Raw genomic sequence first — 25170 nt, 5'->3', positions numbered from 1 at the left:
GGTTCCTTTCGGCTCAGGCCGATTGCGCGGCCAGGCCTGCCTGCACGGCGCCATGCGCCGCATCGGCCTCGCGCAGCAGTCCCTTCAGCGCAGCGCACAGCGCGGGATGGCGAACGATGTCCAGGTGATCGGCCTGCGGCAGCACTTCGGCCGAGACCACCGGCGCGTGGTCGGCCCAGTTGCGCAGCGTCTCCTCGCGGCGCAGCGAGCTGTCCGCGAGGAACACGTGCAGCGGCAGCGGTGAGCGCGCATAGGTGTAGCGCGCGGCCTGCACGCGCTTGTCGAGCGTCGTCCACAACAGGTACTCGGCCGCCTCGTCGCCGGTGCCGTCGAGCGGCAGCGGCTGCGCCGGATCCAGCACCTGCTCGGCCACCCAGGCAAGTTCCTCGTCGTCCATGCGGGCGAAGAGCGCCTTCCAGTGCCCGGCCATTTCCGAGCGGCCCAGCCACTCCGAGAGCACCTCGTCGGCCTGGGCGCGCCGGGCAGCATCGAGCGGCGTCGAGGCGCGCAGCGGCGCGGTCTCGAACACGTCCAGCATGCCGGTGAACACGATCTCGATGCGTCCCTGCAGTTGCCGCGCGAGCTCGAAGGCCAGGTCGCCACCCGACGACCAGCCCAGCAGCGCGCAGCGCCCCTCGGTGGCCGTGGCGAGGATGAAGCTCGCGTACTCGGCGGCCAGCGCCTGCAGATCGAACCCGCGCCAGCGCTTGCGCGTGTAGACGTGGCTCACGAAGCCGTACACCACGCGCTCGCCCTGCAGCGCCTGCGCGAGCGGCAGGAACTCGCGCGTGTTCACGATGAGTCCCGGCAGGCAGAACAGCGGCACGCCGGTGCCGCTCGCGCTCAGGCAGACGGCATCATGCGAACCCTCGAACTTCTGCCGCAGCCGCTCGGCGAGGCTGCCGAGGCTGCTGGCCTGCATCACATCCGGCAGGCTCAGCTGGCCGCCGCCGGGCAACTGCTTGCGGATGCGCGCCACCAGCTTCAAGCTCAGGATGGAGTCGCCGCCCAGCGCAAAGAAGTTGTCGCCGCGTGCAATGCGGTCCACGCCGAGCACCTGGCTCCAGATGCGGGCCAGCGCCTCTTCGGTCGCGCCCCGCGGGGCGTCGAAAAGCCGCGCGGGCTCGGGCTGCGCCGGGCGCGGCAGCGCCTTGCGATCGATCTTGCCGTTGGCCGTGAGCGGCAGCGCGTCGAGCAGCACGATGCGCTCGGGCACCATCCACGCCGGCAGGCTGTCCGCCAGCGCGTGCCTCAGCTGTTCCACGTCGGGCGAACCGCCCGGTCCGGCAACCACGTAGGCGCGCAGCACTGTGCTCTCCTGCGCGCCCTGCTCTGCAACGACCACTGCATCGGCCACGCCATCGAGTTCGCGGATGCGGCCCGCCACTTCGCCCGGCTCGACGCGGTAGCCGCGAATCTTCACCTGGTCGTCGCTGCGGCCCAGAAACTCCAGCGTGCCGTCGCTGCGCTGGCGCACGCGGTCCCCCGCACGATACAGGCGTTGGCCGTCGCCGAAGGGGGAAGCAACGAAGCGGTCGGCGCAAAGACCGGCGCGTGAAAGATAGCCGCGCGCCACGCCGGCACCGCCGATGTAGAGCTCGCCCGCCATGCCGGGCTGCACGGGCTGCAATGCGTCGTCGAGCACCCAGGCGTCCATGTTCGCAATGGGTTTGCCCAGCGGCAGGCTGCCGGCTCCGTCGGCCTGCGCCGGCGCCGCATGCGTCAGCATGCCGACCGAGGTCTCGGTCGGCCCGTAGTGGTTGAAGATGCGCAGGTCCGGCCGCAGCGCCCGAATGGCCTGCAGCGTCGCGGCGTCCGTCGCCTCGCCGCCCAGCACGAGCGTATGCGACGGCAGCACCGCGGCCGCGCGCTGCGCGTTCAGCAGGCCCTTCAGATGGCTGGGCACGATCTTCAGCACGCCGGCGCGCGTCTTCGCCATGCCGTCCGCAAATGCATCGGGATCGAAGGCCGCGTCGCTCGAGACGAGGTGCAGCGCACCGCCCGAGCACAGCGCACCGAACAGCGAGGTGTGGCCCAGGTCCGCCGCGACGGTGGACACCATCGCGAAGCTCTCGTCCTCGGGCAGCGCCAGCCGCTCGAGCACGCCCTGCACGTAGTTGGCCAGCGCGCCGTGGTGAACGACCACGCCCTTGGGCCGGCCGGTCGATCCCGAGGTGTAGATCAGGTAGGCGGCCTGCGCAGGATGCACCGCACGTGCACGGTGCGGCACGAAGCCGCCCGGCACGTCGAAGCCCACCTGCAGGCACGGCAGCGCGGCCTGCCGCGGCTTGCCGCCGGACACCAGCACCAGCACAGCGCCGCAATCGGCCAGCAGCTCGTCGATGCGCTGCTGTGGCAGCGCCGGGTCGATGGGCACGTAGACGCCCCCGGCCTTCAGCACCGACAGCGCCGCCAGCACGAATTCGGGCGTGCGCTCGATGCAGACGGCCACGCGCTGCTCGGTACCGATGCCGCGGCTTTCGAGCTCGGCGGCCCAGTGGCCGGCAGCGCGCGCCAGTTCATCGAAGCTGTGCGCGCGGTCGCCGAAGGTGAGCGCCGTCGCGCCGCGGCGCCTTGCGGCCGCCTGGTCGAACAGGGCCAGCACGTTGTCGGCGGGCCAGCAGGCGCGTTCCCCGCGCAGGCTCGAATCGCCGGCCAATTGCATGCCGCTCAACGCGCGCGCCGGATCGGCCGCAACCTGCGCCGCCAGGCTGCGCAGCGCATCGGCCAGCCGCTCGATGGTCGCATGGTCGAAGATGTCCACGGCATACGCCAGAACGAAGGACAGTGCACCGCCGGCGTCAACCAGGTCGAAGCTCAGGTCGAAGTGCACTTCGTCCACGCCGATGCCGTGCGCGGCAGCCGCCGGATCGGCGGGCACAGCCCCCGCCGCCTGCTGCGTCGACTTGATCTGGAACAGCGGATGCAACCCCGGCGTACGCTCCAGCGCCAACGCCTCGACGAGCATGTCCAACGGCAGGTCCTGGTGGCTCTTGGCTTCGAGCACGCGCTCGCGCACCTGCGACAGCAGCGCGACGAAGTCGGCCGCGGGGTCCACCTTCATGCGCAGCACCAGCACGTTGGTGAAGTGGCCCACCAGGGCAGCCAGCTCGGGGCGGTCGCGCGTGGTCGACGGCGAGCCGATGCACACGTCACGCTCGCCGCTGTAGCGGTAGACCAGGAGGCCGAGCAGCGCGATCGCCACCATGTACGGCGATGCGGCCTGCTTGCGCGCCAGCTCCTTCAGGCGCTGCGACACATCCGGCGGCAGCGCGAAGCTGATCTGCCCGCCGCGCGCATCGCGCGCCCTTTGGCGCGGACGGTCCAGCGGCAGCGGCGTGCTTTGCGGCGCACCCCGCAGTTGTTCGCGCCAGTACGCGGTTTGTCTTTCGAGTTCGCCGGCTTCGAGCCACTGGCGTTGCCACACGGCGTAGTCGGCGTACTGCAGGGCCGGCGCCGCAGGCTGTGCACTCCCCGCGGGCGCGGCGAGCAGCGCCTGCAGCTCGGCGACGAGCAGCGCCACCGATTGGCCGTCGGCCGCGATGTGATGCACCGCGAGAAAGAGTTCGGGCGCGCCGTCGGCAAAGACATTCAGCTGGCCGCGGAACACGGGGCCATGCTCCAGATCGAACGGCCGCGCGCCGAACTCGGTGGCGGCAGCCGCAAGCTCGCGCTCGCTGTCCGCGCGCGAGCCAGTCCATTCGCGCACCGCCCAGCCGAAGCGATGCCCGGGGTCGATGTGCTGCAGCGGCTGCCCTTCGGCGCCGGCCGGGTAGGTGGTGCAGAGCACCTCGTGCCGCGCCACCAGTTGGGCGAGGCAGGCTTGCACCTGCTGCGGCGTGCACGACAGGGGCAGCGCCAGCCGCCCCGACAGGTTGTACGCGGGCGACTGCGGCGCGCGCTGCCACACCAGCCACAGGGCGCGCTGCGCATAGGCCACCGGCACCGGCGCCGCGGGATCGCGCGGCACGATGGGCAGCGCGTCGAAACCCACGCCGCTCGCGCGCAGCTTCTCGAGAAACACGCGCTGCCTGGCCGCAGGCAAGGCAGCGAAGCGGCGCGAGAGCGCGGTCATTTCCAGGCTCATAGGTCTTCCATCTCCAGTTCGCCCAGGAGGGCATCGATGCGCTCGACGCCGCGGTCCTGGGAGACCGTGGCGCCGGCTGGCGGTTCAGTGGCCACCGCGGCCACGGCGGCGGCGAATGCCATCAGCGAGGGTTGCTCGAACACCGTGCGCAGCGGCAGCTCGATGCCGAAGCGCCGCTTGGCGCCCGATACCAGTTGCACCGCCAGCAGCGAATGGCCGCCGAGCTCGAAGAAGTTGTCGTGGCGCCCGACGCGCTCCACGCCCAGCACCTCGGACCAGATCGCCGCGAGCGCGGTCTCGGCCTCGCCCTGCGGCTCGGCATAGGCCGTGTCGCTCGCGAGTTCCGGATCGGGCAGCGCCTTGCGGTCGGCCTTGCCGTTCGCGTTGAGCGGCACCGCGTCGAGCCGCACGATGGCCGAGGGCACCATGTAGTCGGGCAGGTGCTGCAAGAGCCGCTCGCGCAGCACCGCGACATCCACCTCCCGGCCGGCCCGCGGCGACACATACGCGACGAGCCGCGCCCCCGCCGGGCCGTCCTTGGCCAGGACCACCGCTTCGCGCACCTCGGGCTGGGCCTGCAGCTGCGCCTCGATCTCGCCGAGTTCGATGCGAAAGCCCCGGATCTTCACCTGGTGGTCGATGCGCCCGAGGTAGTCGAGCTGGCCGTCTGCACGCCAGCGCACCAGGTCGCCGGTGCGGTACAGCCGGCTGCCCGGCTCACCGAAGGGTGCGGCGATGAAGCGCTCCGAACTGAGGCCGGCGCGGTTGAGATAGCCCCGCGCCAGGCCTGCGCCGGACACGTGCAACTCGCCCGGCACGCCCACGGGCAGCGGGTTGAGGTCGCTGTCCAGCACCCACAGCCCGAGGTCCGGGATGCACACGCCCACGGGACTGCGCTTCTGGTCGAGATCGGACCGCACGATGGGCCGGTAGGTCACGTGCACCGTCGTCTCGGTGATGCCGTACATGTTGACCAGCTGCGGCTGCGCATCGCCGAAGCGATCGATCCAGGGCCGCAGGCTCTCCGGCTCCAGCGCCTCGCCGCCAAAGATCACACAACGCAGCGAAAGGCGTTCGCCATCCTCCAGCGCCGGGCTGTGGGTCAGCTGGCGGAAGGCCGATGGCGTCTGGTTCAGCACGGTCACGCGCTGTGCGCGCAGCAAGGCCACGAAGTCGTCGGGCGAGCGGCTCACCCAGTACGGCACGATCACCAGCTTGCCGCCAGTGCACAGCGCACCGAAGATTTCCCACACCGAGAAGTCGAACGCGTAGGAATGGAAATTCGTCCACACGTCCTGTGCGCCGAAGCGAAACCAGCCGTCGGTGGCACCCAGCAGGCGCGCCACGTTGCGATGCGTGAGCTGCGCGCCCTTGGGGCGGCCGGTCGATCCCGAGGTGTAGATCACGTAGGCGAGGTGGTCGGCGTGCACCGCCACTTCGGGTGCGTGCGCCGGTTCGGCGCGCAGGTCGAGCGTGTCGAGCTCCAGCACCTGCAGGGCATCGCCCGCCGGGAGCTTCGCCTTCACATGGCTTTGCGTGAGCAGCAGGCGGATCGCGCTGTCCTCGATCATGTAGGCCAGCCGGTCGGCCGGGTACTCGGGGTCCAGCGGCACATAGGCGCCGCCGGCCTTCAGGATGGCGAGCAGGCCCACCACCATCTCGATGGAGCGCTCGACCGCGATGCCGACTTTCACCTCGGGCTTCACGCCGAGCGCGACCAGCCGGTGCACCAGCCGGTTCGCACGGGCGTCGAGCTCGCCGTAGCCGAGCGTCTCATCGCCGAGCACGAGCGCAATGGCCTGCGGATTTGCCTTGGCCTGGCGCTCGATCCAGCGGTGCACGGGTTCGACATCGCCCCTTGTATTGCGCATCGCCTCACCCGGCGGCGGCAGCGTGTCCGCAAGCCCCATGTCCCCCAGCCGCGCGTCCGGCGCGTGGGCCAGCAGCCCGAGCAGCCTGTCCATGTGCGCGGCCAGCGCGCCCACCGCTGCCTCGTCGAACTGGCTGCGCGCGTGGCTGTAGCTCAGCACCAGCGTGTCGCCCTGGTGCACGGAAAGGGTCAGCGGATAGTTCGTTTCCTCGCGGTTGCGCACCTCGCCGAAGCGCAGGCCGCCGGGCGCCTGCTGTTTCAGCGCCTGATCGAGCGGATAGTTCTCGAACACCACCAGGCTGTCGAACAGGTCCTGTCCGCCCTGCCCCGCCCAGCGCTGCACTTCGTAGAGCGGCGTGTGCTCGTGGTCTTGCGCCGCGAGGTTGCGCGCCTGCAGCGCCCGCAGCCAATCGCCCACGCGCTGGTCCGGCTGCAACGTGGCGATCACCGGCAGCGTGTTGATGAACAGGCCCAGCATCTGCTGCGCGCCGGGAAGATCCACCGGCCGGCCCGCCACGGTGGCACCGAAGCTCACGCTGCGCTGTCCCGTATGGCGTGCCAGCAGAAGCGCCCACGCGGCCTGCACCAGCGTGTTGAGGGTCACGCGTTCGCGCCGGGCCGCTTCGAGCAGCGTGCGCGTGCGCGGCGCGTCGATCTCGTGGCGGTGCATGCCGTGCCCGCCCTGTTCGACCACTGGCTTGGGCAAGGTGTTGGCCAACCAGGTGGGACCTTCGAGGCAGGCGAGTTCCTGGCGCCAGTGGTGCTCGTCGGCAGCGCCGTCGCGCCCTTGCAGCCACGCGATGTAGTCGGCATAGCGCCCGCCGGGGGCCGCGGGTGCTTCGCCCGCGTAGTGCCGCAGCACCTCGCCCATGAGCTGCGACGTGCTCCAGCCGTCGAGCAGCAGGTGGTGCATGGTCCAGACGAAGTGGTGCCGGTCATCGCGAACGCGCACCAGCACGAGCCGCATCAGCGGCGGCCGCGCGAGGTCGAAACCCTGCGCAAGCTGCTCGTTGGCCAGCGCGTCCAGGGCCCTGGGCGCATCGACGCGCCCCCGCCAGTCGTGTTCGGCCAGCGGCACCTCGACCTGCCTTGCCACCCATTGCCACCCAGCTTCGCCCTGGACGAATCCGGTGCGCAGCACCTCGTGCCGCTCGAGCACTGCGCGCCAAGCCGCCTTGAAGCGCTCGGCATCGAGCCCGTCGATGTCCACGCGCAATTGGTTCAGGTAAGCGCTGCCGCCGGGCGCGAACAGGCTGTGGAACAGCATGCCGGCCTGCATCGGCGAGAGCGGGTACAGGTCCGCAAGGTTTGCCACCGGCAGCGCCAGCGCGTCGAGCTGCGGCTGGTCGATGGCGGCCAGCGGAAAATCCGCCGGCGTCACCCCTTCGGCGCCGCTTGTGCAATGCCGCACCAGCGCTTCGAGTTCCTCTCGGAAGCGCTGCATCCAGCCCACGACCGCGTCGCGGTCGTGGCGTGCGCGGCTGTAGCTCGCGCGCAGCGAGAGCTCGCCGCCGTAGACCTGGCCGTTGATCGAGAACTCGTGCGTGAGCGGCGCGGCGCCATCCACCGGCGCGCCGCTGGGCTCCTGCGCGAGGCTCCATTGCGCCTGCGCATCGGCACCGCTGTTGTCGAACTGGCCCAGATAGTTGAAGACCACCTGCGCCTTGGGCAGCGCGCGCACCGCCTCGCGCTGCGCGGCATCGCCGAGGTGCTTGAAGACACCATGCCCCACGCCCTTGCACGGAACGCGGCGCAGGTTTTCTTTCACGCGCTTGAGCGCCTCGCCTTCTGCGCCGAGCGGATCGAGCGCCACAGGGAACAGCGCGGTGAACCAGCCGACCGTGCGCGACAGGTCGATGTGCGCGAACAGGTCTTCACGGCCGTGGCCTTCCAGGTCGACCAGCAGCCTGTCGTGCCCGCTCCACGCGCACAGCGCGCGGCCCAGTGCCGTCAGCAGGAGGTCGTTGGCCTGCGTGCGGTAGGCCGCGGGTGCATCCTTCAGGAACGCCTCCGTGGTGGCCTTGTCGAGCCGCCACTCGACGCTCTCCTGGTCGGCCGCGGTGTTCGATCCATGCGGACGCATGCATGGCAGCGCAGCCGGCACGTCGGCCAGCGCCTGCCAGTGGGCGAGCTCGCCGCCATGGGCCTTTGCATAACCCTGCAACGCGACGGCCCAGTCCTTGCAGCTGCTGCCCGCAGCGGGCAGCGCAATGGCCTGGCCCGCAAGGCTCTGCCGGTACGCGGCCTGCAGGTCTTCGAGCAGGATGCGCCACGACACGCCATCGACCACCAGATGGTGAACGACCAGCAACAGCCGCGAGTCGCCATCCGGCAGCTCGACGGCGAGCGCGCGGACCAGCGGGCCGTGCGCCAGGTCCAGGCTGCGCTGCGCCTCTTCGCACAGCGGCGCCACCTGCGCGGCATCCGCCGCGCGCCGCACCCACACCAGCTCCGCGAACTGGTCTTCGGGCACGGTCTCATAGCTTTGGTGCCACAGCCCGCCGGCGTCCTGCCGGTAGCGCAGGCGCAAGCTGTCGTGTTGCTGCACCACCGCGCGCAGCGCCTGCCTGAAGGCCGGCAATTGCAGCGGCTCGCGGTTCTTCAGCAGCACTGCCTGGTTCCAATGCGCGCGCACCGGCATGTCCATCCCGAAGAACGCATGCTGGAACGGCAACAGCGGGGCTTCACCCTGCACATCGCCCACCGGGGCAAGCAACGCATCGGCCGGTGCCATGACAGCCGCGAGCTGCGCCACCGTCTGCCGCTCGAAGATCTGCCTGGGCGCGACCTTCCAGCCCGCCAGCCGCAGGCGCGCCACGATCTGCAGGCTCAGGATCGAATCGCCGCCGAGCTCGAAGAAGTTGTCGTCGCGGCCCACGCGCGAGAGACCCAGCACATCGGTCCATACCGCCGCAATGGCCTCTTCGGCTGCGCCCTGCGGCGGCTCGAAAGCCTTGCCGTGTTCGGCGGTCGGCTCCGGCAGCGCCTTGCGGTCGACCTTGCCGCTCGGGGCGAGCGGCAGCGCATCGACCACCACCAGCGTGCCCGGCACCATGTAGTCGGGCAGCGCGCGGGCAAGCCGCTCCTTCAGCACGGCCGCGTCGGCGAGCCGGCCGTCCCGCGGCGACACATAAGCCACCAGCCGCGCACCGCTCGGCCCGGGCCTTGCGACCACCACCGCTTCGCGCACTTCGGGCTGGGCCAGCAGTTGCGCCTCGATCTCGCCGAGCTCGATGCGAAAGCCCCGGATCTTCACTTGATGGTCGATGCGCCCCAGGTATTCGAGCTGCCCGTCGTCGCGCCATCGCACCCAGTCGCCGGTGCGGTAGAGGCGCCCGCCTTGCGCATCGAAGGGATTCGCCACGAAGCGCTCGGCCGTGAGCGGCGCGCGGTGCAGGTAGCCGCGCGCCAGCCCCTCCCCGCCGAGGTACAGCTCGCCAGCCACGTTGCGCGGCACCAGGTTCAGGTCCGCGTCGAGCACGTAGGCGCTGCGGTTGCCCACGGGCCGGCCGATGGGCGCATAGCCCTCGGAGAAAGTCGCGGTGCCTGCGACCTTCCACAGCATCGGCGTGACGACCGCCTCGGTCGGGCCGTAGCCGTTGATCAGCAGCGCGGGCTTCAGGTGCCGGCACACGGCGTCGAAACCTTCGCGCGACATTGCCTCGCCGCCGAAGGAGTACAGGTGCACCGGTGGGCAGCGGCCGGTGTCGCGCGCCCAGTTGGCCAGTTGCCGCAGGTAGGCCGGCGGGAAGCCGGCATTGGTCACGCCGTGGCGCTGCATGGCGTCGAGCGTCTGCTCGGCGCTCCAGAGCGAGGCATCGCGCAGGAGCAGCGATGCGCCGCAGCACAGCGCCGTAAAAAGCCGCTCGTGCGCCCCGTCGAACGAGAACGACAGGAAGTGCAGCTCGCGCGACTGCCGGCCCATTTCATAGAGCACCGCGGTTTCCACGCAGTGCGCGGCGAACGGTCCGTGCGACACCATCACGCCCTTGGGCATGCCGGTCGAACCCGAGGTGTAGATGATGTAGGCGAGGTTGCCCGCATGCACGGGCACATCGGGTGCGTTGTCGGGCTCGCCGGCCAGGTCGGCGGTGTCCAGCTGCAGCACGCGAAGGCCGTCCCGCAGCGGCAGGCCCGCCATCACATGGCTTTGCGTGACGAGCAGCGCAATACCGCTGTCCTCCACCATGTAGGCCAGGCGGTCGGCGGGATACTCCGGATCGAGCGGCACATAGGCGCCGCCGGCCTTCAGGATGCCGAGCAGGCCGACCACGATATCGGGCGAACGCTCCACCGCGATGCCGACGCGCGTCTCGGGCTTCACGCCCATCGCGATCAGCCGGTGCGCCAGGCGATTGGCGCGCCGGTCGAGTTCGCCGTAGCTCAGCACCTCGTCGCCGAAGAGCAGCGCGGGCGCATCCGGGTTGGTCTTCGCGTGCCGGGCCATCAGGTGGTGCACAGGCTCGGTGCTGCGATCACCGGAACCGTTCACGCCCCAGTTCGCGAGCCGTTCCTTTTCACCCGCGGTGAGCAGGTCGATGTCTCCCACCGCTTGCTCGGGCCGTTCGGCAAGCGCGCGCAGCACGCCCAGGTAATGCGCGGCCATGCGGGCGGCGGTCTCGGGGTCGAACAGCTCCTGCGCCACATGAAAGCTCGCCTGCAGGTGGCCCTGCGCATCTTCGACGGTGCTCAGGGTCAGCTCGAATTGGGCCACCTGCGTGCCGATCTCATAGTCTTCCAGCGTGAGGCCAGGCAGCGTGGCAAGCGCCGCGTTGTCGCGGCGCTGGTGGTTGAACATCACCTGGAACAGCGGTGCCGTGCCCAGGCTGCGTTCGGGCTGCAGGGCTTCGACCAGCTGCTCGAACGGCAGGTCCTGATGGGCCTGTGCGCCGAGTGCCGCCTCGCGGGTTTGCTGCAGTGCCTGCCGCAGGCTGGTGCGGCTGTCGAGCACATTGCGCAGCACCTGCGTGTTGACGAAGAAGCCGATGACGCGCTCCGACTCCACCCGGTGCCGGTTGGCCACGGGCACGCCGACGCGGATGTCCTGCTGCGCGGTGTAGCGGTGCAGCAGCACCTGCAGCGCAGTGAGCAGCACCATGAAGAGCGTGCTGCCCTCGGCCTGCGCGCGCCGGTGCAGCGCATCGGCCAGGGGCTGCGGCAGCGCCAACTCGTGGCGGGCAACGCTGTACTTGCCGTCGCTGCGCCGCGCGTGGTCCGTGGGCAGCTGCAGCACCGGATGCGCCGCGCCCAGCTGCGCCTTCCAGTAGCCGAGCTGGCGATCCTTCTCGCCGGCTTCGAGCCAGTGGCGCTGCCACAGCGCGTAGTCGGCATACTGGATCGGCAGGGGGGCGAGCCGCGGCGCCTGCCCGGCCGCGCGCGCACGGTATTGCGCGACGAATTCGTCGACCAGGATCTGCATCGACCAGCCGTCCGACACGATGTGATGCATGACGACGACCAGCAGGTGCTCGTCGGCGGCCAGGCGGATGAGTGCGACGCGCAGCAGCGGCCCGGCCGTGAGATCGAAGGGCGTTTCGGCCAGGCGCACGGCCTCTTCCCGCGCGCGGGCGTCGCAGGCCTCAGCCTCCAGGCCCGAAAGATCGGTCAGCGGAATCTCCAGCGTCGCGCCCCCCCGTATCCGCTGTTCGACATGGCCGCCGGCATCCGCCTGGAACACCGTGCGCAGCGACTCATGGCGTTCGAGCAAGGCGTCGAAGCTGGCCTGCAGCGCCTGCCGGTCGAGCCGGCCCTTGAGCTTGAGACCGCCCGAGATGTGATAGGCCGAACTGCCGGGCTCCAGCTGCCACAGGAACCATTGGCGCAGTTGCGCATACGAGGCGGGGCACTGCGCCTGCGCAGCCGCATCGCGCGCAAGAATCGGAAACTGCCCGATGGCCAGGCCCTCCGCGCGGATCTTCTGGTAGACCGCGCGGCGCTGCGCGGGGGCGAGGCCCGAGAAGCGTTTGCCGATGTGAAGGTGGGTTGCCGTGATTTCCATCAAGCGATCTCCAAACTGTCGATGAAGGAATCAATGTCCGAAAGGGATTGGGCGACGGGCTTTCTGGCCGCCGCTGCGGCAACGAGCCCCGCCATGGCGGCGAGCACCGGATGCTGGAAGACGTCTTTCACGCAGAGCTCCGCATGCATTGCGCGCTGTACGCGGGCCACCAGCTGCACCGACATCAGCGAATGGCCGCCGAGCTCGAAGAAGTTGTCGTGGCGGCCGATGCGCGCCACGCCGAGCACTTCGGCCCAGATGGCGGCCAGCGCTTCTTCCACCTCGCCCTGCGGCGCTTCGTAGGCGCGCGCGCTCGCCAGCTCGGGCTGCGGCAGCGCCTTGCGGTCCACCTTGCCGTTCGGGTTGAGCGGCAGGCTGTCCAGCACGACGACGAGGGCCGGCACCATGTAGTCCGGCAGCACGCGGCCGAGGCGCTCGCGCAGCTGCGCGGCGTCGACGGCCTGGCCGGCCTGCGCCGAGACATGCGCCACGAGCCGCGCGCCACCCGAACCCTGGCTCGCAACGACGACAGCCTCGCGCACTTCGGGCTGCGCGAGCAGCTGGGCCTCGATCTCGCCGAGCTCGATGCGAAAGCCGCGGATCTTCACCTGGTGGTCGATGCGCCCGAGGTAGTCGAGCTGCCCTTCGCTGTTCCATCGTACGAGATCGCCTGTGCGGTACAGGCGGGCGCCCTCGGCCGTGCCGAAAGGGTCGGCCACGAAGCGCTCGGACGTGAGCCCCGCGCGTTCCACATAGCCGCGTGCAAGCCCGATGCCGCCCAGATAGAGCTCGCCCGCCACACCCGGCGCTGCAAGGTTGAGGTCGGCATCGAGAACGAAGGCCTGCGTGCCGGCAATGGGCCGGCCGATCGGCACCTGGCTGCGGCCGTCGCTGCGGCAGGTCCAGTGCGTGACGTCGATGGCCGCCTCGGTAGGACCGTAGAGGTTGTGCAGCGCTGCTTGCGGCAACCGCTTGAAGACGCCCAGTTGCGCCTCGACAGGCAATGCCTCGCCGCTGCAGACGATCTGCCGCAGACTCGTGCAGGCCTCGATGCCGTCGTGCGCCAGGAAGGCCTGCAGCATCGAGGGCACAAAGTGCAGCGTGCTCACGCTGTGGCGCTGAATCAGATGTGCAAGGCGTGCGGGTTCGCGATGATCGCCGGGCGCCGCCACGGCCAGCCGCGCGCCGGCCATGAGCGGCCAGAAGAACTCCCACACCGACACGTCGAAGCTGAACGGTGTTTTCTGCAGCACGGTGTCCGCGCCGTCGATGGGATAGGCCGCCTGCATCCATGCCAGCCGGTTGTGCAATGCGGCGTGCCGGTTGGCCGCACCCTTGGGACGGCCGGTGGAGCCCGAGGTATAGATCACGTAGGCGAGGTTTTCGCCGTTGAGCGCGACCACGGGGTCGGTCTGCGCCATGCTCCCGAGGTCCAGCTTGTCGAGCGCGAGCGCCGGGACGCCGGCCGGCAGCGCAAGGCGATCGGCCAGGCTGCTGTGCGCGAGCACGAGGCCGAGCTTGCTGTCTTCGACCATGTAGGCGATGCGCTCCGCCGGGTACTCGGGGTCCAGCGGCACGTAAGCGCCACCGGCCTTCAGGACCGCGAGCAGGCCTGTCACCAGCTCCAGGCTGCGCTCCAGCGCAATGCCTACCTTGACTTCGGGGCCCACGCCCTCTTCGATCAGCCGGTGCGCGAGCTGGTTGGCGCGGCGGTTGAGTTCGCCGTAGCTGAGCGACACGTCGCCGAACAGCACCGCGACCGCATCCGGACGCCGGGCCGCCTGCCGTTCGATGAGGCGGTGCACCGGCACGGCCTCGCCGTGGCTGTGCGTGTTGACGCTCCACCGGCCAAGCTGCACTTTTTCCGCATCGCCCAGCAGATCGAGCTCGTTCAGCGTCGATGCGGGGCGCGTGGCCAAGGCTTCGAGCACGCGGCAATAGTGGCCTGCAAGCCGCTCCATGGTCTGCGGCTCGAAAAGCTCCGCCGCATAGCGGAAGCTGGCCTGGATGCCACCATCTGCGCGCTCGATGGTTTCCAGCGTGAGCTCGAACGGCGCGGCACGCTGGGCGAGATCGATCCGGCGCACGCGCAGTGCGGGCCAGCCTTGCAACGGCCGATCGCCCTGGCCCAGGTGGTTGAACATCACCTGGAACAGCGGCGAGCCCGCATGCCCCCGCTCGGGCCGCAGGGCCTGCACCAGCCGCTCGAACGGCAGGTCCTGGTGCGCCTGCGCTTCGAGCGACACGCCTTGCACCTGCTGCAACAGGTCGGCCAGGCGCAGCTGTCCGTGCATGCGCGCATCGAGCACCACGGTGTTGATGAAGGCGCCGATGACGCCCGAGGTCTCCGGCCGGCCGCGCCCCGCCACGGGCACGCCGACGCGGATCTCCGGCTGCCCGGTGTGGCGAAACAGCAAGGCATGGAACGCGGTGAGCAAGGCCATGAACAGCGTGCCGCCCTGCTCGCGGGACTGGCGCTTCAGCGCCTCCACGAGCTGGGCGGGTATGTCCAGCGTGTGCTGCGCCGCGCTGTAGTCCACGTCCGCGGCGCGCGGCCGGTCGGTGGCGAGCGCGAGCACCGGGTGGCTCTCTCCGAGCCGGCCGCGCCAGTAGGCGAGCTGGCGCTCGCCCTCGCCGTCGTCCAGCCATTTGCGCTGCCAACGGGCGAAGTCGACGTAGCGGATTTCCGGTTGCGGCAGCGATGCCGGCAGGCCCTGAACGCGCATCGCATAAAGCTGGGCCAGCTCGTCGAGCATCAGTTCGACCGACCAGGCATCGGAAATGATGTGATGCATCATCAATAGCAACTGGTGTTCGCCCTCCGCCATCTTCAGCAGCGTGCCGCGCAGCAAGGGCCCGGCCCTCAGGTCGAAAGGTGTGCGGCAGACGTCCGCCACCACTTCGGCGTAGCGCGATTCGCGCGCCGCTGCGTCGAGTGCGGCCAGGTCGATGAAGGGAATTGCGATCTCGACCGCCGCCTGAATGCATTGCTCGGGCAGTCCCCCCGCCCCCGACCGGAAGACGGTGCGCAGCGCCTCGTGCCGCGCCGCGAGCGCCTGCATGGCATCGCGCAAGGCAGCGATGTCGAGCGGCCCCGAGAAGCCAAGCCCGCCGCCGACGTGATAGGCGGTGTTGCCCGGGTTCAACTGCCACAGGAACCACTGCCCTTGCTGCGCGAAGGACACGGGCGCGACGGCCCCGGCGCCATCGTCCTGGCCGCGCGCGATTGCCGCGCGCGCAGGCGCCGGGGCCGCATCGCGCTTCAGGCGCTGCTGCAGCAGGCTCAGTTGCGCCGGCGTGAGCCGGGCGCGTCGTTCGGAAAGGTTCTGGGTCTCGCTCATGGTGCGCTGCCTTCGGTGGTTTCTGCGGTTTCGGCTTCGCGTTCGATGTCCTCGATCAGGCGCAGCTCGACCAGGGTCGCCAGCTCGGCGATGGTCGGCGCCTTGAAGAACGCGGCGGGATGCAGCTCCACGCCGTAGGCCTTGCGTACGCGGGCCAGCAGGCGAATGGCGAGCAGCGAATCGCCACCCAGCTCGAACAGGTTGTCGTGCACGCCCACGGGCACGATGCCCAGCGCATCGCTCCAGAAGCCGGCAAGCACGCCTTCCAGCTCGCCTTCAGGGGCGGCATACGGCGTCTGCAGCACGGGGCGCGAATGGCCGGTGCGCAGCTCGGCTGCGGGCGCGTCGTCGAGGGAATCGAACAGGTCGTCGAGCGGCCTGAGCCGCTGTGCCAGCGGCGAGGCGGACACGATGGTCTGCGGCAGGTCGGGGCCGTTGGCGATGCGCTCGAAAGCGAGCACGCCGGTGCGTTCGTCCAGGCCCACGCCCTCGGGCAGGTCCATGTCCACGGCCACGCCAACGTCGCGCCACGCGTCCCAGTTGACCGAGAAGAGCGGCAGCGGCGAACTGCGGCGGCTTGCCGTGGCAAGTGCGTCCAGGTAGGCATTGGCAGCGGCGTAGTCGCTGCGGCCGAGGCCGCCGATGAGCACCGAGATCGACGAGCAGAACAGCACGAAGTCCAGCGGCTCGGCGCGCAGCGCATCGAGCAGCGCGAGCGTGCCCGCGATCTTGGGCGCGAAGGCCGCTTCGACCAGTGCCGGCGTGCGCTGGGCGATCATGCCGCGGTCGGGGTGCACGACGGCATGCACCACGCCGTGGACTGCGCCAAAGCGTGCGTGCACGGCCGCGAGCGCGGTGCGCAGCTGCGCGGCATCGTTCACGTCGGCCGCGAGCGGCAGCACCTCGGCGCCGTCCGCTTCGAGATCGATCAGCTGCTGCAGCTTGCGCCGCAGCACCACGGGCTGGGCAGCATCCGCGACGAGGCGCTCCCAATCGCCGCGCCCGGGCAGGGGCGTGCGGCCGAGCAGCACGAGCTTCGCTTTCCAGGTGCGGCTCAGGTAGCGTGCCATCGCAAGGCCGACACCGCCCATGCCGCCGGTGATGAGATAGACGCCGCCTTCGCGCAGGCGCTGCCTTGCGGCGGGCGCGGGCACATCGGACAGCGGCAAATAGCGCTTGAGCCAGCGATGCGGGCCGCGGTAGGCCACCAGGAATTCGTCGGGCGCCGCCCATGCCTCGTCGGCCACGCGGCGCGCGAGCTCGGCCTCGGCTGCACTCTCGGCTGCGGGCAGCACCACGTCCACGACGCGGCAGGCAATCGACGGGTACTCCTGGCCCAGGATCTTCGCGAGGCCGAGCAGCGTGGCCTTCTCGGGTGCGAGCGGCTCGGTGCCGGCAACGTCTTCGACCCGGTCGGTCACCACATTGAGCGCAATGGTTTCGCGGCCCGCTGCGCCTACCGCATCGAGCCCGTGCGCGAGTGCGAGCAGGCTGAAGTAGCCGGCCTCGAAGACTTGCGCGTGCGATGCCGCGGGCCGGTCGCCGTCCAGGCTCCACAGGTGATGCAGGCGCAGCACCGGCCCGGCTTCGGCTTCGACCTCGCGCAGCAGTGCTTCGTGGTCGGAGCGCTCGGCTGCGCGCAGGGCGTACTGGCCCGGCGCGGTGCGGGCAAAGCGCGGCCCGCGCAAGGCCAGCACCACTTTTTCACCGCGCTCGCGCAGGGTGCGCGAGAGCCGGTCGGTGAAGCTGTTTGCATCGCCCAGCACCAGCGTGCAACCTGCGCGCGCGCCCTGCTTTTCTGCGGGTACAAGCGGTGCGCTGCGCTCCCAGCGGGGCGTGTAGAAGAGGCTCGGCGAGGTGCTCTTCGCAGGCTGCGCGGCCTCGTCCGCCTCGATCCAGAAGCGCTTGCGCTGGAAGGCATAGGTGGGCAACGGCACGCGGCGACGGCTTGCGCCCTCCGCGCGGCATGCCGCCCAGTCGATGTCGACGCCCGCGGTCCAAAGCCCGGCCACGGCAATGGCCAGTTGCTGGGCGTTGCGCGCCGTTTGCTGCGGGTGGGCCTGGCTCGCCCAGATGCCCGCGGCCTCGCGGCTTTGCGGATGCTGGCGCGCGAGGCCCGCAAGCGTCTCGCCGGGGCCCACCTCGAGCACCACGCGGCCGGGCGCGGCGAAGATCTCGCGCAGGCCGTCCGCGAAGCGCACGGTTCCGCGCAGATGGCGGCCCCAATACGCCGGGCTGGTTGCCTCTGCTTCGGTGATCGGCTGGCCGGTCGCGTTCGACAGGAAGGGAATGCGCGGCGCATGGCGCGGCAGCGAAGCGATCAGCTGCTCCAGCTCGGCCACGATGGGATCGACCAGGCTCGAATGCGAGGCGATGGCCACATGCAGGCGGCGCGGCAGTTGCTGGCGCGCGCGCAAGGCCTCCTCCGCGCGCTCGATGGCGTCCACCGGGCCGGCCAGCACGCAGAGCTGCTCGCCGTTCACCGCCGCCAGGTCGCAGCCGTCGCGAAGGAATTCGGCCAGCGCCGATTCGGGCAGCGACACCGCCGTCATCGCACCCGCTGCGAGCGTCCGCATCAGGCGGCCGCGCGCGGCGACGATGCGCAGCGCGTCTTCGAGCGAGAACACGCCCGACAGGCAGGCCGCCACGTATTCGCCAAGGCTGTGTCCAAGCATCAGCGCGGGCTGTACGCCGCAGCTCATCCACCAGCGCGCCATCGCGTACTCGACGGCGAACAGCGCGGGCTGCGCGTATTCGATGCGGAACAGCCGCTCGTTCGCTGCGGCTTCGTCGCCGTCGGCCGGGAACACCAGCGCGAGCAGGTCGATGCCGGTGCCGGCCTTCAGCAACGCCGCGCAGCGGTCGAACTCTTCGCGGAACACGGCGCTGTCCCGATAGAGCGCCTCGCCCATGCGTGCATGCTGCGTACCGCCGCCCGGAAACAGAAACACCACCTCGGGCGCGGCGGCGGGCACGCGCGACAAGGGTGTCATCGGCGAAGCCAGCATTTCCGAGGCCGTCGCCGGCTGGCTGGCCACCACGGCACTGCGCCACGCGAAGGGGCGGCGTCCGCTCTGCAGCGTGTGGGCCACATCGCCCAGCGCCAGTTCCGGATGGGCTTGCAGATGCGCCGCGAGTTGCGATCGGCCCTGTACCAGCGCTGCTTCGTCCTTTGCCGACACGGGCAGCACCTGCCAGCCGGAAGCGGTCCGTGCCGCGGGAACTGCCGGCGCCTCTTCGAGCACCACGTGCACGTTGGTGCCGCCGATGCCGAACGAGCTCACGCCCGCACGGCGCGGTGCCTCGCCCTCGGGCCACGGGCGCAGCTGCGCATTGAGGTAGAACGGGCTGGAGGCGAAATCGATCTGCGGATTGGGGTTTTCGTAGTGCAGGCTGGGCGGCAGCATGCGGTGCTTGAGCGCCATCACCGTCTTGATGAGCCCGGCCACGCCGGCTGCGGCGTCCAGATGGCCGATGTTGGTCTTCACCGAACCCACGGCGCAGAAGCCGCGGCGCGCGGTCTCGGCGCGGAATGCCTGCGTGAGCGCGGCGAACTCGATGGGGTCGCCGAGCGTGGTCGCGGTGCCATGCGCCTCGATGTAGCCGATGGTGTCGGCAGGCACGCCCGCGATGAGCTGTGCCGCGCGGATCACCTCGGCCTGACCGTCCACGCTGGGCGCGGTGAAGCCGACCTTGGCGGAGCCGTCGTTGTTGGCTGCGGTGCCCTTGATGACCGCATGGATGGTGTCGCCGTCGCGCAGCGCGTCGTCCAGCCGCTTGAGCACCACGATGCCCGCGCCGCTGCCGATGACGGTGCCGGCCGCCTTGGCGTCGAAGGCGCGGCAGTGGCCGTCGGGCGAAAGGATGGCGCCAGCCTGGTAGCGGTAGCCACCTTCCTGCAGCAGGTTGAGCCACACGCCGCCGGCCAGGGCCATGTCGCAGTCGTGGCTCAACAGCGCCTGGCAGGCCGTGTGAACCGCGACGAGCGATGTGGAGCAGGCGGTCTGCACCGTGACCGCGGGACCGCGCAGGTCGAGCTTGTACGACACGCGGGTGCACAGCGAGCCGCCCGAGTTGCCGCTCATGAGGCCCAGCAGATCGGCGATGCCGCTTGCCGCCCCGAGGCCGAACGACGGCAGCAGGTTGCGGATGAGGTACACGTTGGCGCCCTCGCCCGCATACACGCCGACCTTGCCCGGCCAGCGGGCGGCATCGCAGCCCGCGTGCTCCAGCGAGGCCCAGGCGCACTCCAGGAAGATGCGCTGCTGCGGATCGAGGGTTTCGGCCTCGCGCGGCGAGTAGCCGAAGAAGCCGGCATCGAACTTGTCGAAGCCCTCGAACATCACGCCGGCCTTCACGTAGTCGGGATCGTCCAGCAGCGACTGTGGCACGCCTTGCGCGCGCAGCTGCTCGTCGGTGAAACGGGAGACCGAGGCCACGCCGTCCCGGATGTTGCGCCAGAAGGCGTCCACGTCGTCGGCGCCGGGAAAGCGCCCGGTCATGCCGACGATGGCGATCTCGATGCCGCTCGGCTCGGAGGGTTCGAAGGGTTGGGACATCAGTTGACTCTCTCTGCCGCTTTGCGGCGTTGAAGCATGGCGGCGCGCTGGCGCAGGGCCCGGTCGTCGCCGGCCGCGGCCGCGGTGGCCGATGCGGCGGCGCGCGCGGGGGCCTGCTCCAGCCACTGGACCAAGGATTGGACGGTGGGGTACTTGAAGAGATTGACCACGGGGATGGCGGTGTGCAGCCGGTCTTCCAGCAGCCGGTGCGCGCGGATCAGCAGCAGCGAGTGGCCGCCCAGGTCGAAGAAGTTGTCGTGCAAGCCGACCTGCGCGACCTGCAGCACCTCGGACCACACCGCGGCCACCGTCTGCGCAACATGGCCTTGCGGCGCCTCGTAGGCCTGGCCGCCGGCAATAGCCGGCTCGGGCAGTGCCTTGCGGTCCACCTTGCCGTTGGCGTTCAGCGGCAATGCATCGAGCACCGCGAAGGCGCGCGGGACCATGTAGTCGGGCAGCGCCTGCGCAAGCCGGTCTTTCAGCACCGCGGTGTCGATGGCCTCGCCCGCATGCGGCGCGAGGTAGGCAACCAGCCGCGCACCGGCGGGGCCTTCCTTGGCGATTACAACGGCTTCGCGCACGGCGGGCTGTGCAAGCAGCTGCGCCTCGATCTCGCCGAGCTCGATGCGAAAGCCCCGGATCTTCACCTGGTGGTCGATGCGGCCCAGATACTCCAGCTGCCCTTCGCCGTTCCAGCGCACGAGGTCGCCGGTGCGGTAGAGCCGCCCGCCGCCGGCGCTGTCGAACGGATCGGCCACGAAGCGCTCGGCGCTCAGGCCGGCCCGCTTCAGGTAGCCGCGCGCGAGGCTGACGCCGCCCAGGTACAGCTCGCCCGCCACGCCTTGCGGCACCAGATTGAGATCGGCATCCAGCACGTGGGTGCTGGTGTGGCTGATCGGCTTGCCGATGGGCACCTGGCTCCGGCCGTCGTTGCGGCAGGCCCAGTGCGTCACGTGGATCGTGGTCTCGGTGGGGCCGTAGAGGTTCTGCAGGCCCGCGCCGTGCAGGCGCTCGAGCGTTTCCTTCTGCGTCTCGGCCGGCATCGCTTCCCCGCCGCAGATGATGTGGCGCAGGCGCGTGCTGGTCTCGATGCCCTCGTGCGCAAGAAAGGCCTGCAGCATCGAGGGCACGAAGTTGAGCGTGGTGACCTGGTGGCGCTGGATCAGTTCGACCAGGCGCGCAGGGTCGCGGTGATCGCCGGGGTTGGCCACCACCAGCCTTGCGCCCGCGGTCATCGGCCAGAACAGCTCCCACACCGACACGTCGAAACCGAACGGCGCCTTGTGCAGCACGGTGTCGGCGCGCGTGAGCTTGTAGATGCCCTGCATCCACGCCATGCAGCTGTGCAGCGCGCTGTGGCGGATGGCCGCGCCCTTGGGCTTGCCGGTGGAGCCGGAGGTGTAGATCACGTAGGCGAGGTTCTCGATGTGCAGGCCGACCTGCGGATCGCTCTCGGGCTCGGCGCTGAAATCGGCGGCGTCCACCTCCAGCACCGTGAGTCCACGACGGTCGGGCACGCAATCGGCGAGGCTGCTCTGCGTGAGCAGCAGGCCGATGCCGCTGTCCTGCACCATGTAGGCTAGGCGCTCTGCGGGGTATTCGGGGTCCAGCGGCACATAGGCGCCGCCCGCCTTCAGCACGCCCAGGATGGCGACGACCATTTCGATTGAGCGCCCCATCGCGATGCCCACGAGCACCTCGGGCTTCACGCCCAGCGCGATCAGCCGATGCGCCAGCCGGTTGGCGCGGCGGTTCAGTTCCGCGAAGCCGAGCGACTCGTCGGCGTAGAGCAGCGCGGTGGCATCAGGTTGCGTGCGGGCCTGCCGCTCGATCATGCGGTGCACGGGCTCGGGCTGCGGCTCGCGATGCTCATTCACGCCCCACTGCGCGAGCCGTGCCTGCTCCGGCGCGCCGAGCAGCGCGATGTCGCCGACGGGTTGATCAGGACGATCGGCCAGCGCCTGCAGGACCGCGACGTAGTGGCCGGCCATGCGCGCAATGGTGTCGGGCTCGAACAGCTCGGCCGCGTAGATCACGGCGAGCGAGAGCTGGCCGCTGGGCCGCTCGCGCGCCTCGAGCGTGAGCTCGAATTGGGCCGCGAGATCGGGCAGCGCATGGTCTTGCGCGGCGATGCCGGGCAACTGGCCGAGCGCGCGGTAGTCCTCGAACAGGTGGTTGAACATCACCTGGAACAGCGGCGTGCGGCTCAGGCTGCGCTCGGGCTGCAGCATCTGCACGAGCTGCTCGAAGGGCAGATCCTGGTGCGCCTGTGCGCCCAGCACTGCATCGCGTGCCTGCGCGAGCACGCGCGATGCGCCGAGGCGGCCATGGATCGGATTGCGCAGCACCAGCGTGTTGACGAACAGGCCGACCACGCCTTCGGATTCCACGCGGTTGCGGTTGGCAATCGGCGCGCCGATGCGGATTTCTTCCTGCCCCGTGTAGCGGTGCAGCAGCGCCTGGAAGCCCGCCAGCAGCACCATGAAGAGCGTGGCGTTGCCGCCATCCGCGGTCTTGCGCAACTGCGCGAGCAGGCTCGCCGGGAGTTCGAAGGCATGGCGCGCGGCGCTGTAGCCGGCCTGCGGCTTGCGCGGGTGGTCGGTGCGCAGGTCGAGCACGGCGTGCGTGTCGCCGAGTTGCGCGCGCCACCAGGCCAGCTGCCGCTCGCCCTCGCCTGCCGCCAGCCACTCGCGCTGCCAGAGCGCGTAGTCGGCGTACTGGATTCGCGGCGCGGGCACGCGCACGGCATTGCCCTTCAGGTGCGCGGCGTAGCCTGCGGCCAGTTCGTCGATCAGCAACTGCATCGAGGCGCCGTCGGACACGATGTGATGCATCACCACGGCGAGCACATGCACCTCGTCGGCGATGCGGATCAACGCGGCGCGCAGCAGCGGGCCTTGCGTGAGGTCGAAGGGCTGGGCCTTGAGGCGCCGCATGGCTTCTTCCAGTTGCGCATCGGCTTCGGCCTCGGGGCCGCGCAGGTCGACCAGCGACAGCGGCACCGAGCCGGCCGGCTTGATCCATTGCTCCACGCTGCCATCGACGCCGGCGTTGAACACCGTGCGCAGCGATTCATGTCGCGCCACGAGATCATCAAAGGCCGACTGCAGCGCATCGACCCGCAAGGCGCCAGTGAGGCGCAGCGCGCCGCTCACGTGGTAGGCCGCACTCGAGGGATCGATCTGCCAGAGGAACCACTGGCGCTCCTGCGCGTGCGAGAGCGGCAGCGGCAACAGCCGCCGCTCCGCGGAGAGAACGGCGATCGGCGCGGGCTGCGGGTGCACGCCCTGCAGCTGCAGTTCGCGGATGGCCGCCGCGCAATCGCGAAGGCGCGGCTGCTCGAAGAGCCTGCGCGCGGGAAAGCCGATCTGCCAGCGCGCGCCGATGCGCGCAGCCGCCTGCGTGGCGGTGAGGGAACTACCGCCGCAGTTGAAGAAGTGGGCATCGCGGCCGAGCGCACGGTCGTCGCCATACCTGCAGACCTCGCGCCAGATGGCGGCGACGGCCTGCTCGACTTCGTCGAGCGGCGCCTCGGCAACGGCCTCGACCGGGCCTCCGCGCACAAAGGCGCCGTGCTGGTAGACGGCATACGCGTCGGCACTGCCGTCGAGCCAGCCCGCACGGCAGGCACTGCGCTGCAGCTTGCCGCTGGTGGTCTTGGGCATGCCCCCCGGATTGAGCAACAGCACGGCCGACAGCGTCTCGCCGAACACTTCGCCCACGGTGGCACTCAGCGCATCGACCAGCGCCGCGGCCGGCACCAGCTTCTGCATGCTGCGCGACACTTCGGCGGCCACGCCGATGCCCTCGCCTCCCGGCCCCTGCGTGGCGAAGACCGCGACGCGGCCCTTGCGCACGGCATCGACCTCGGCCTCGATGAGCCGCTCGATGTCCTGCGGGTAGATGTTGTGGCCGCGGACGATGATCAGGTCCTTGATGCGGCCGGTGACGTAGAGCTGGCCCTCGTGCATGAAGCCGAGGTCGCCAGTGCGCAGCCAGCGCTGGCCGTCCCGCTCGACGAAGGTCTCGCGCGTCTCGCGCTCCTTGCCCCAGTAGCCGTGGCCGATGCTCGGGCCGCAGGTCCAGATCTCGCCGATCTTTCCGGGGGCCGCGGCCGAGAGCGATTCGGTATCGACGATCTCGAGGCGATGGCCGGGCGCAACATCGCCGCAGCCGACCAGCGTCGTGCCATCGTCCGCCGGTGTTCCTGCGCCGCTGGCGAGGCCGGCGGCGGAAAACGTGGGCGCAACCAGTCCGCCGCCCCGGCGGCCGCCGGTGACGAAGAGCGTCGCTTCGGCGAGGCCGTAGCAGGGATAGACGGCCGCCGGGTCGAAACCCGCGGGTGCGAAGCGCGAGATGAACTCGATTTCGGTATCGGCGCGCACGGGTTCGGCGCCGGTGTAGGCCACGCGCCAGCTCGACAGGTCCAGCCGGGCCAGTTGCGCGTCCTTCACGCGCTCCAGGCACAGGCGGTAGGCAAAGTCGGGGCCGCCGCTGAGCGTCGCGCGATGGCGCGAGATCAGTTCGAGCCAGCGCACCGGGCGCTCCAGGAAATAACCTGGAGAGCTGAGCACCAGCGGAATGCCGCTGTAGAGCGGCTGCAACAGTCCGCCGATCAGACCCATGTCGTGATAGAGAGGCGCCCAGGAGACGAAGCTGTCGCCCGGCCCGACACCCATGCTGCGCTGGATCGCCTCCTCATTGGCCATCAGGTTGCCGTGCGTCACGATCACGCCCTTGGGCGCCGCGGTGGAGCCCGAGGTGTATTGCAGGAAGGCGACGTCGCCGCCGGCCGGCTCGAAGGGGGCCCATCCCTCGGCCAGCGCGATGTCCACGGTGTCGACGGCGACGATGTCCGCATCGCCGAACTGGCGCGAGCCCGCGCTCGCTGCATTCATCGCGCGTGCCATGGCGTCGGAGGTCAGCACGCAGCGCGCCTGCGAATCGGCGGCGATGCCGCTCAGCCGTGCGAGGTGCTGCGGGCGCGCCGATTCCGGCGGGAACACCGGCACCGCGATCACGCCCGCGTAGAAGCAGGCCAGCATGCTCACCGCGTAGTGGTCGCCGTTGTCCAGCATGACCAGGGCGCGCTCGCCCCTGGCGAACTGCTGCTGCAGCCGGGCCGCGAGTGCGCGCACGCGGCGCTCGAAGGCGCCGTAGCTGATCGGCTCCGCGTGGTCCTCGCCATCCGCCGCGCTCACAACGGTGAGCCAGACGTCGTCGTGCCGCGTGTCGGCCAGTGTGTGGAGGTGCGCCACGAAGTTCTTCGGGCGCGGCGAGATCGGCGCCTGCAGCGCCTGCGTTTTCTTTTCCAT

General features: G+C 70.3%; 5 protein-coding genes. All 5 read right to left on the bottom strand.

What is annotated here, in order from left to right; translation table 11 throughout:
- Positions 1 to 13: 13 nt before the first annotated feature.
- Genes FB547_RS23480 through FB547_RS23460 form a run of 5 tightly spaced genes read right to left on the bottom strand, consistent with a single transcriptional unit; the run spans position 14 to position 25170 of the window.
- Positions 14 to 4087, bottom strand: coding sequence for a non-ribosomal peptide synthetase (locus tag FB547_RS23480; RefSeq protein ID WP_145746059.1), 4074 nt, complete (start codon positions 4085 to 4087; stop codon positions 14 to 16).
- The gene (locus tag FB547_RS23475; RefSeq protein ID WP_145746058.1) at positions 4084 to 11955 is read right to left on the bottom strand and encodes a non-ribosomal peptide synthetase; all 7872 of its coding nucleotides are present in this window, start codon (positions 11953 to 11955) and stop codon (positions 4084 to 4086) included. Before FB547_RS23475 ends, FB547_RS23480 begins: the two co-directional genes overlap by 4 nt.
- Complete coding sequence (locus tag FB547_RS23470) at positions 11955 to 15296, bottom strand: non-ribosomal peptide synthetase (protein ID WP_145746057.1); 3342 nt, start codon at positions 15294 to 15296, stop codon at positions 11955 to 11957. Before FB547_RS23470 ends, FB547_RS23475 begins: the two co-directional genes overlap by 1 nt.
- A complete protein-coding gene (locus FB547_RS23465) occupies positions 15293 to 19855 on the bottom strand; it encodes a beta-ketoacyl synthase N-terminal-like domain-containing protein (RefSeq protein ID WP_145746056.1) in 4563 nt (1520 codons plus the stop codon). Before FB547_RS23465 ends, FB547_RS23470 begins: the two co-directional genes overlap by 4 nt.
- Positions 19855 to 25170: a non-ribosomal peptide synthetase gene (locus FB547_RS23460; protein WP_145746055.1), complete on the bottom strand. Its 5316-nt coding sequence runs from the start codon at positions 25168 to 25170 to the stop codon at positions 19855 to 19857. The genes FB547_RS23465 and FB547_RS23460 overlap by 1 nt, the downstream gene beginning before the upstream one ends.

The sequence above is a fragment of the Variovorax beijingensis genome (assembly GCF_007828835.1).
Lineage (GTDB): Bacteria > Pseudomonadota > Gammaproteobacteria > Burkholderiales > Burkholderiaceae_C > Variovorax > Variovorax beijingensis_A.
Note: the sequence above shows the minus strand (reverse complement) of the source record. Positions and strands in the feature narration are given on the sequence as shown.

Bases quoted from the DNA above. Each gene is read 5' to 3' on its own strand.
- FB547_RS23480 (WP_145746059.1), bottom strand. From the start codon at position 4,087: ATGAGCCTGGAAATGACCGCGCTCTCGCGCCGCTTCGCTGCCTTGCCT.
- FB547_RS23460 (WP_145746055.1), bottom strand. From the start codon at position 25,170: ATGGAAAAGAAAACGCAGGCGCTGCAGGCGCCGATCTCGCCGCGCCCG.
- FB547_RS23465 (WP_145746056.1), bottom strand. From the start codon at position 19,855: ATGTCCCAACCCTTCGAACCCTCCGAGCCGAGCGGCATCGAGATCGCC.
- FB547_RS23475 (WP_145746058.1), bottom strand. From the start codon at position 11,955: ATGGAAATCACGGCAACCCACCTTCACATCGGCAAACGCTTCTCGGGC.
- FB547_RS23470 (WP_145746057.1), bottom strand. From the start codon at position 15,296: ATGAGCGAGACCCAGAACCTTTCCGAACGACGCGCCCGGCTCACGCCG.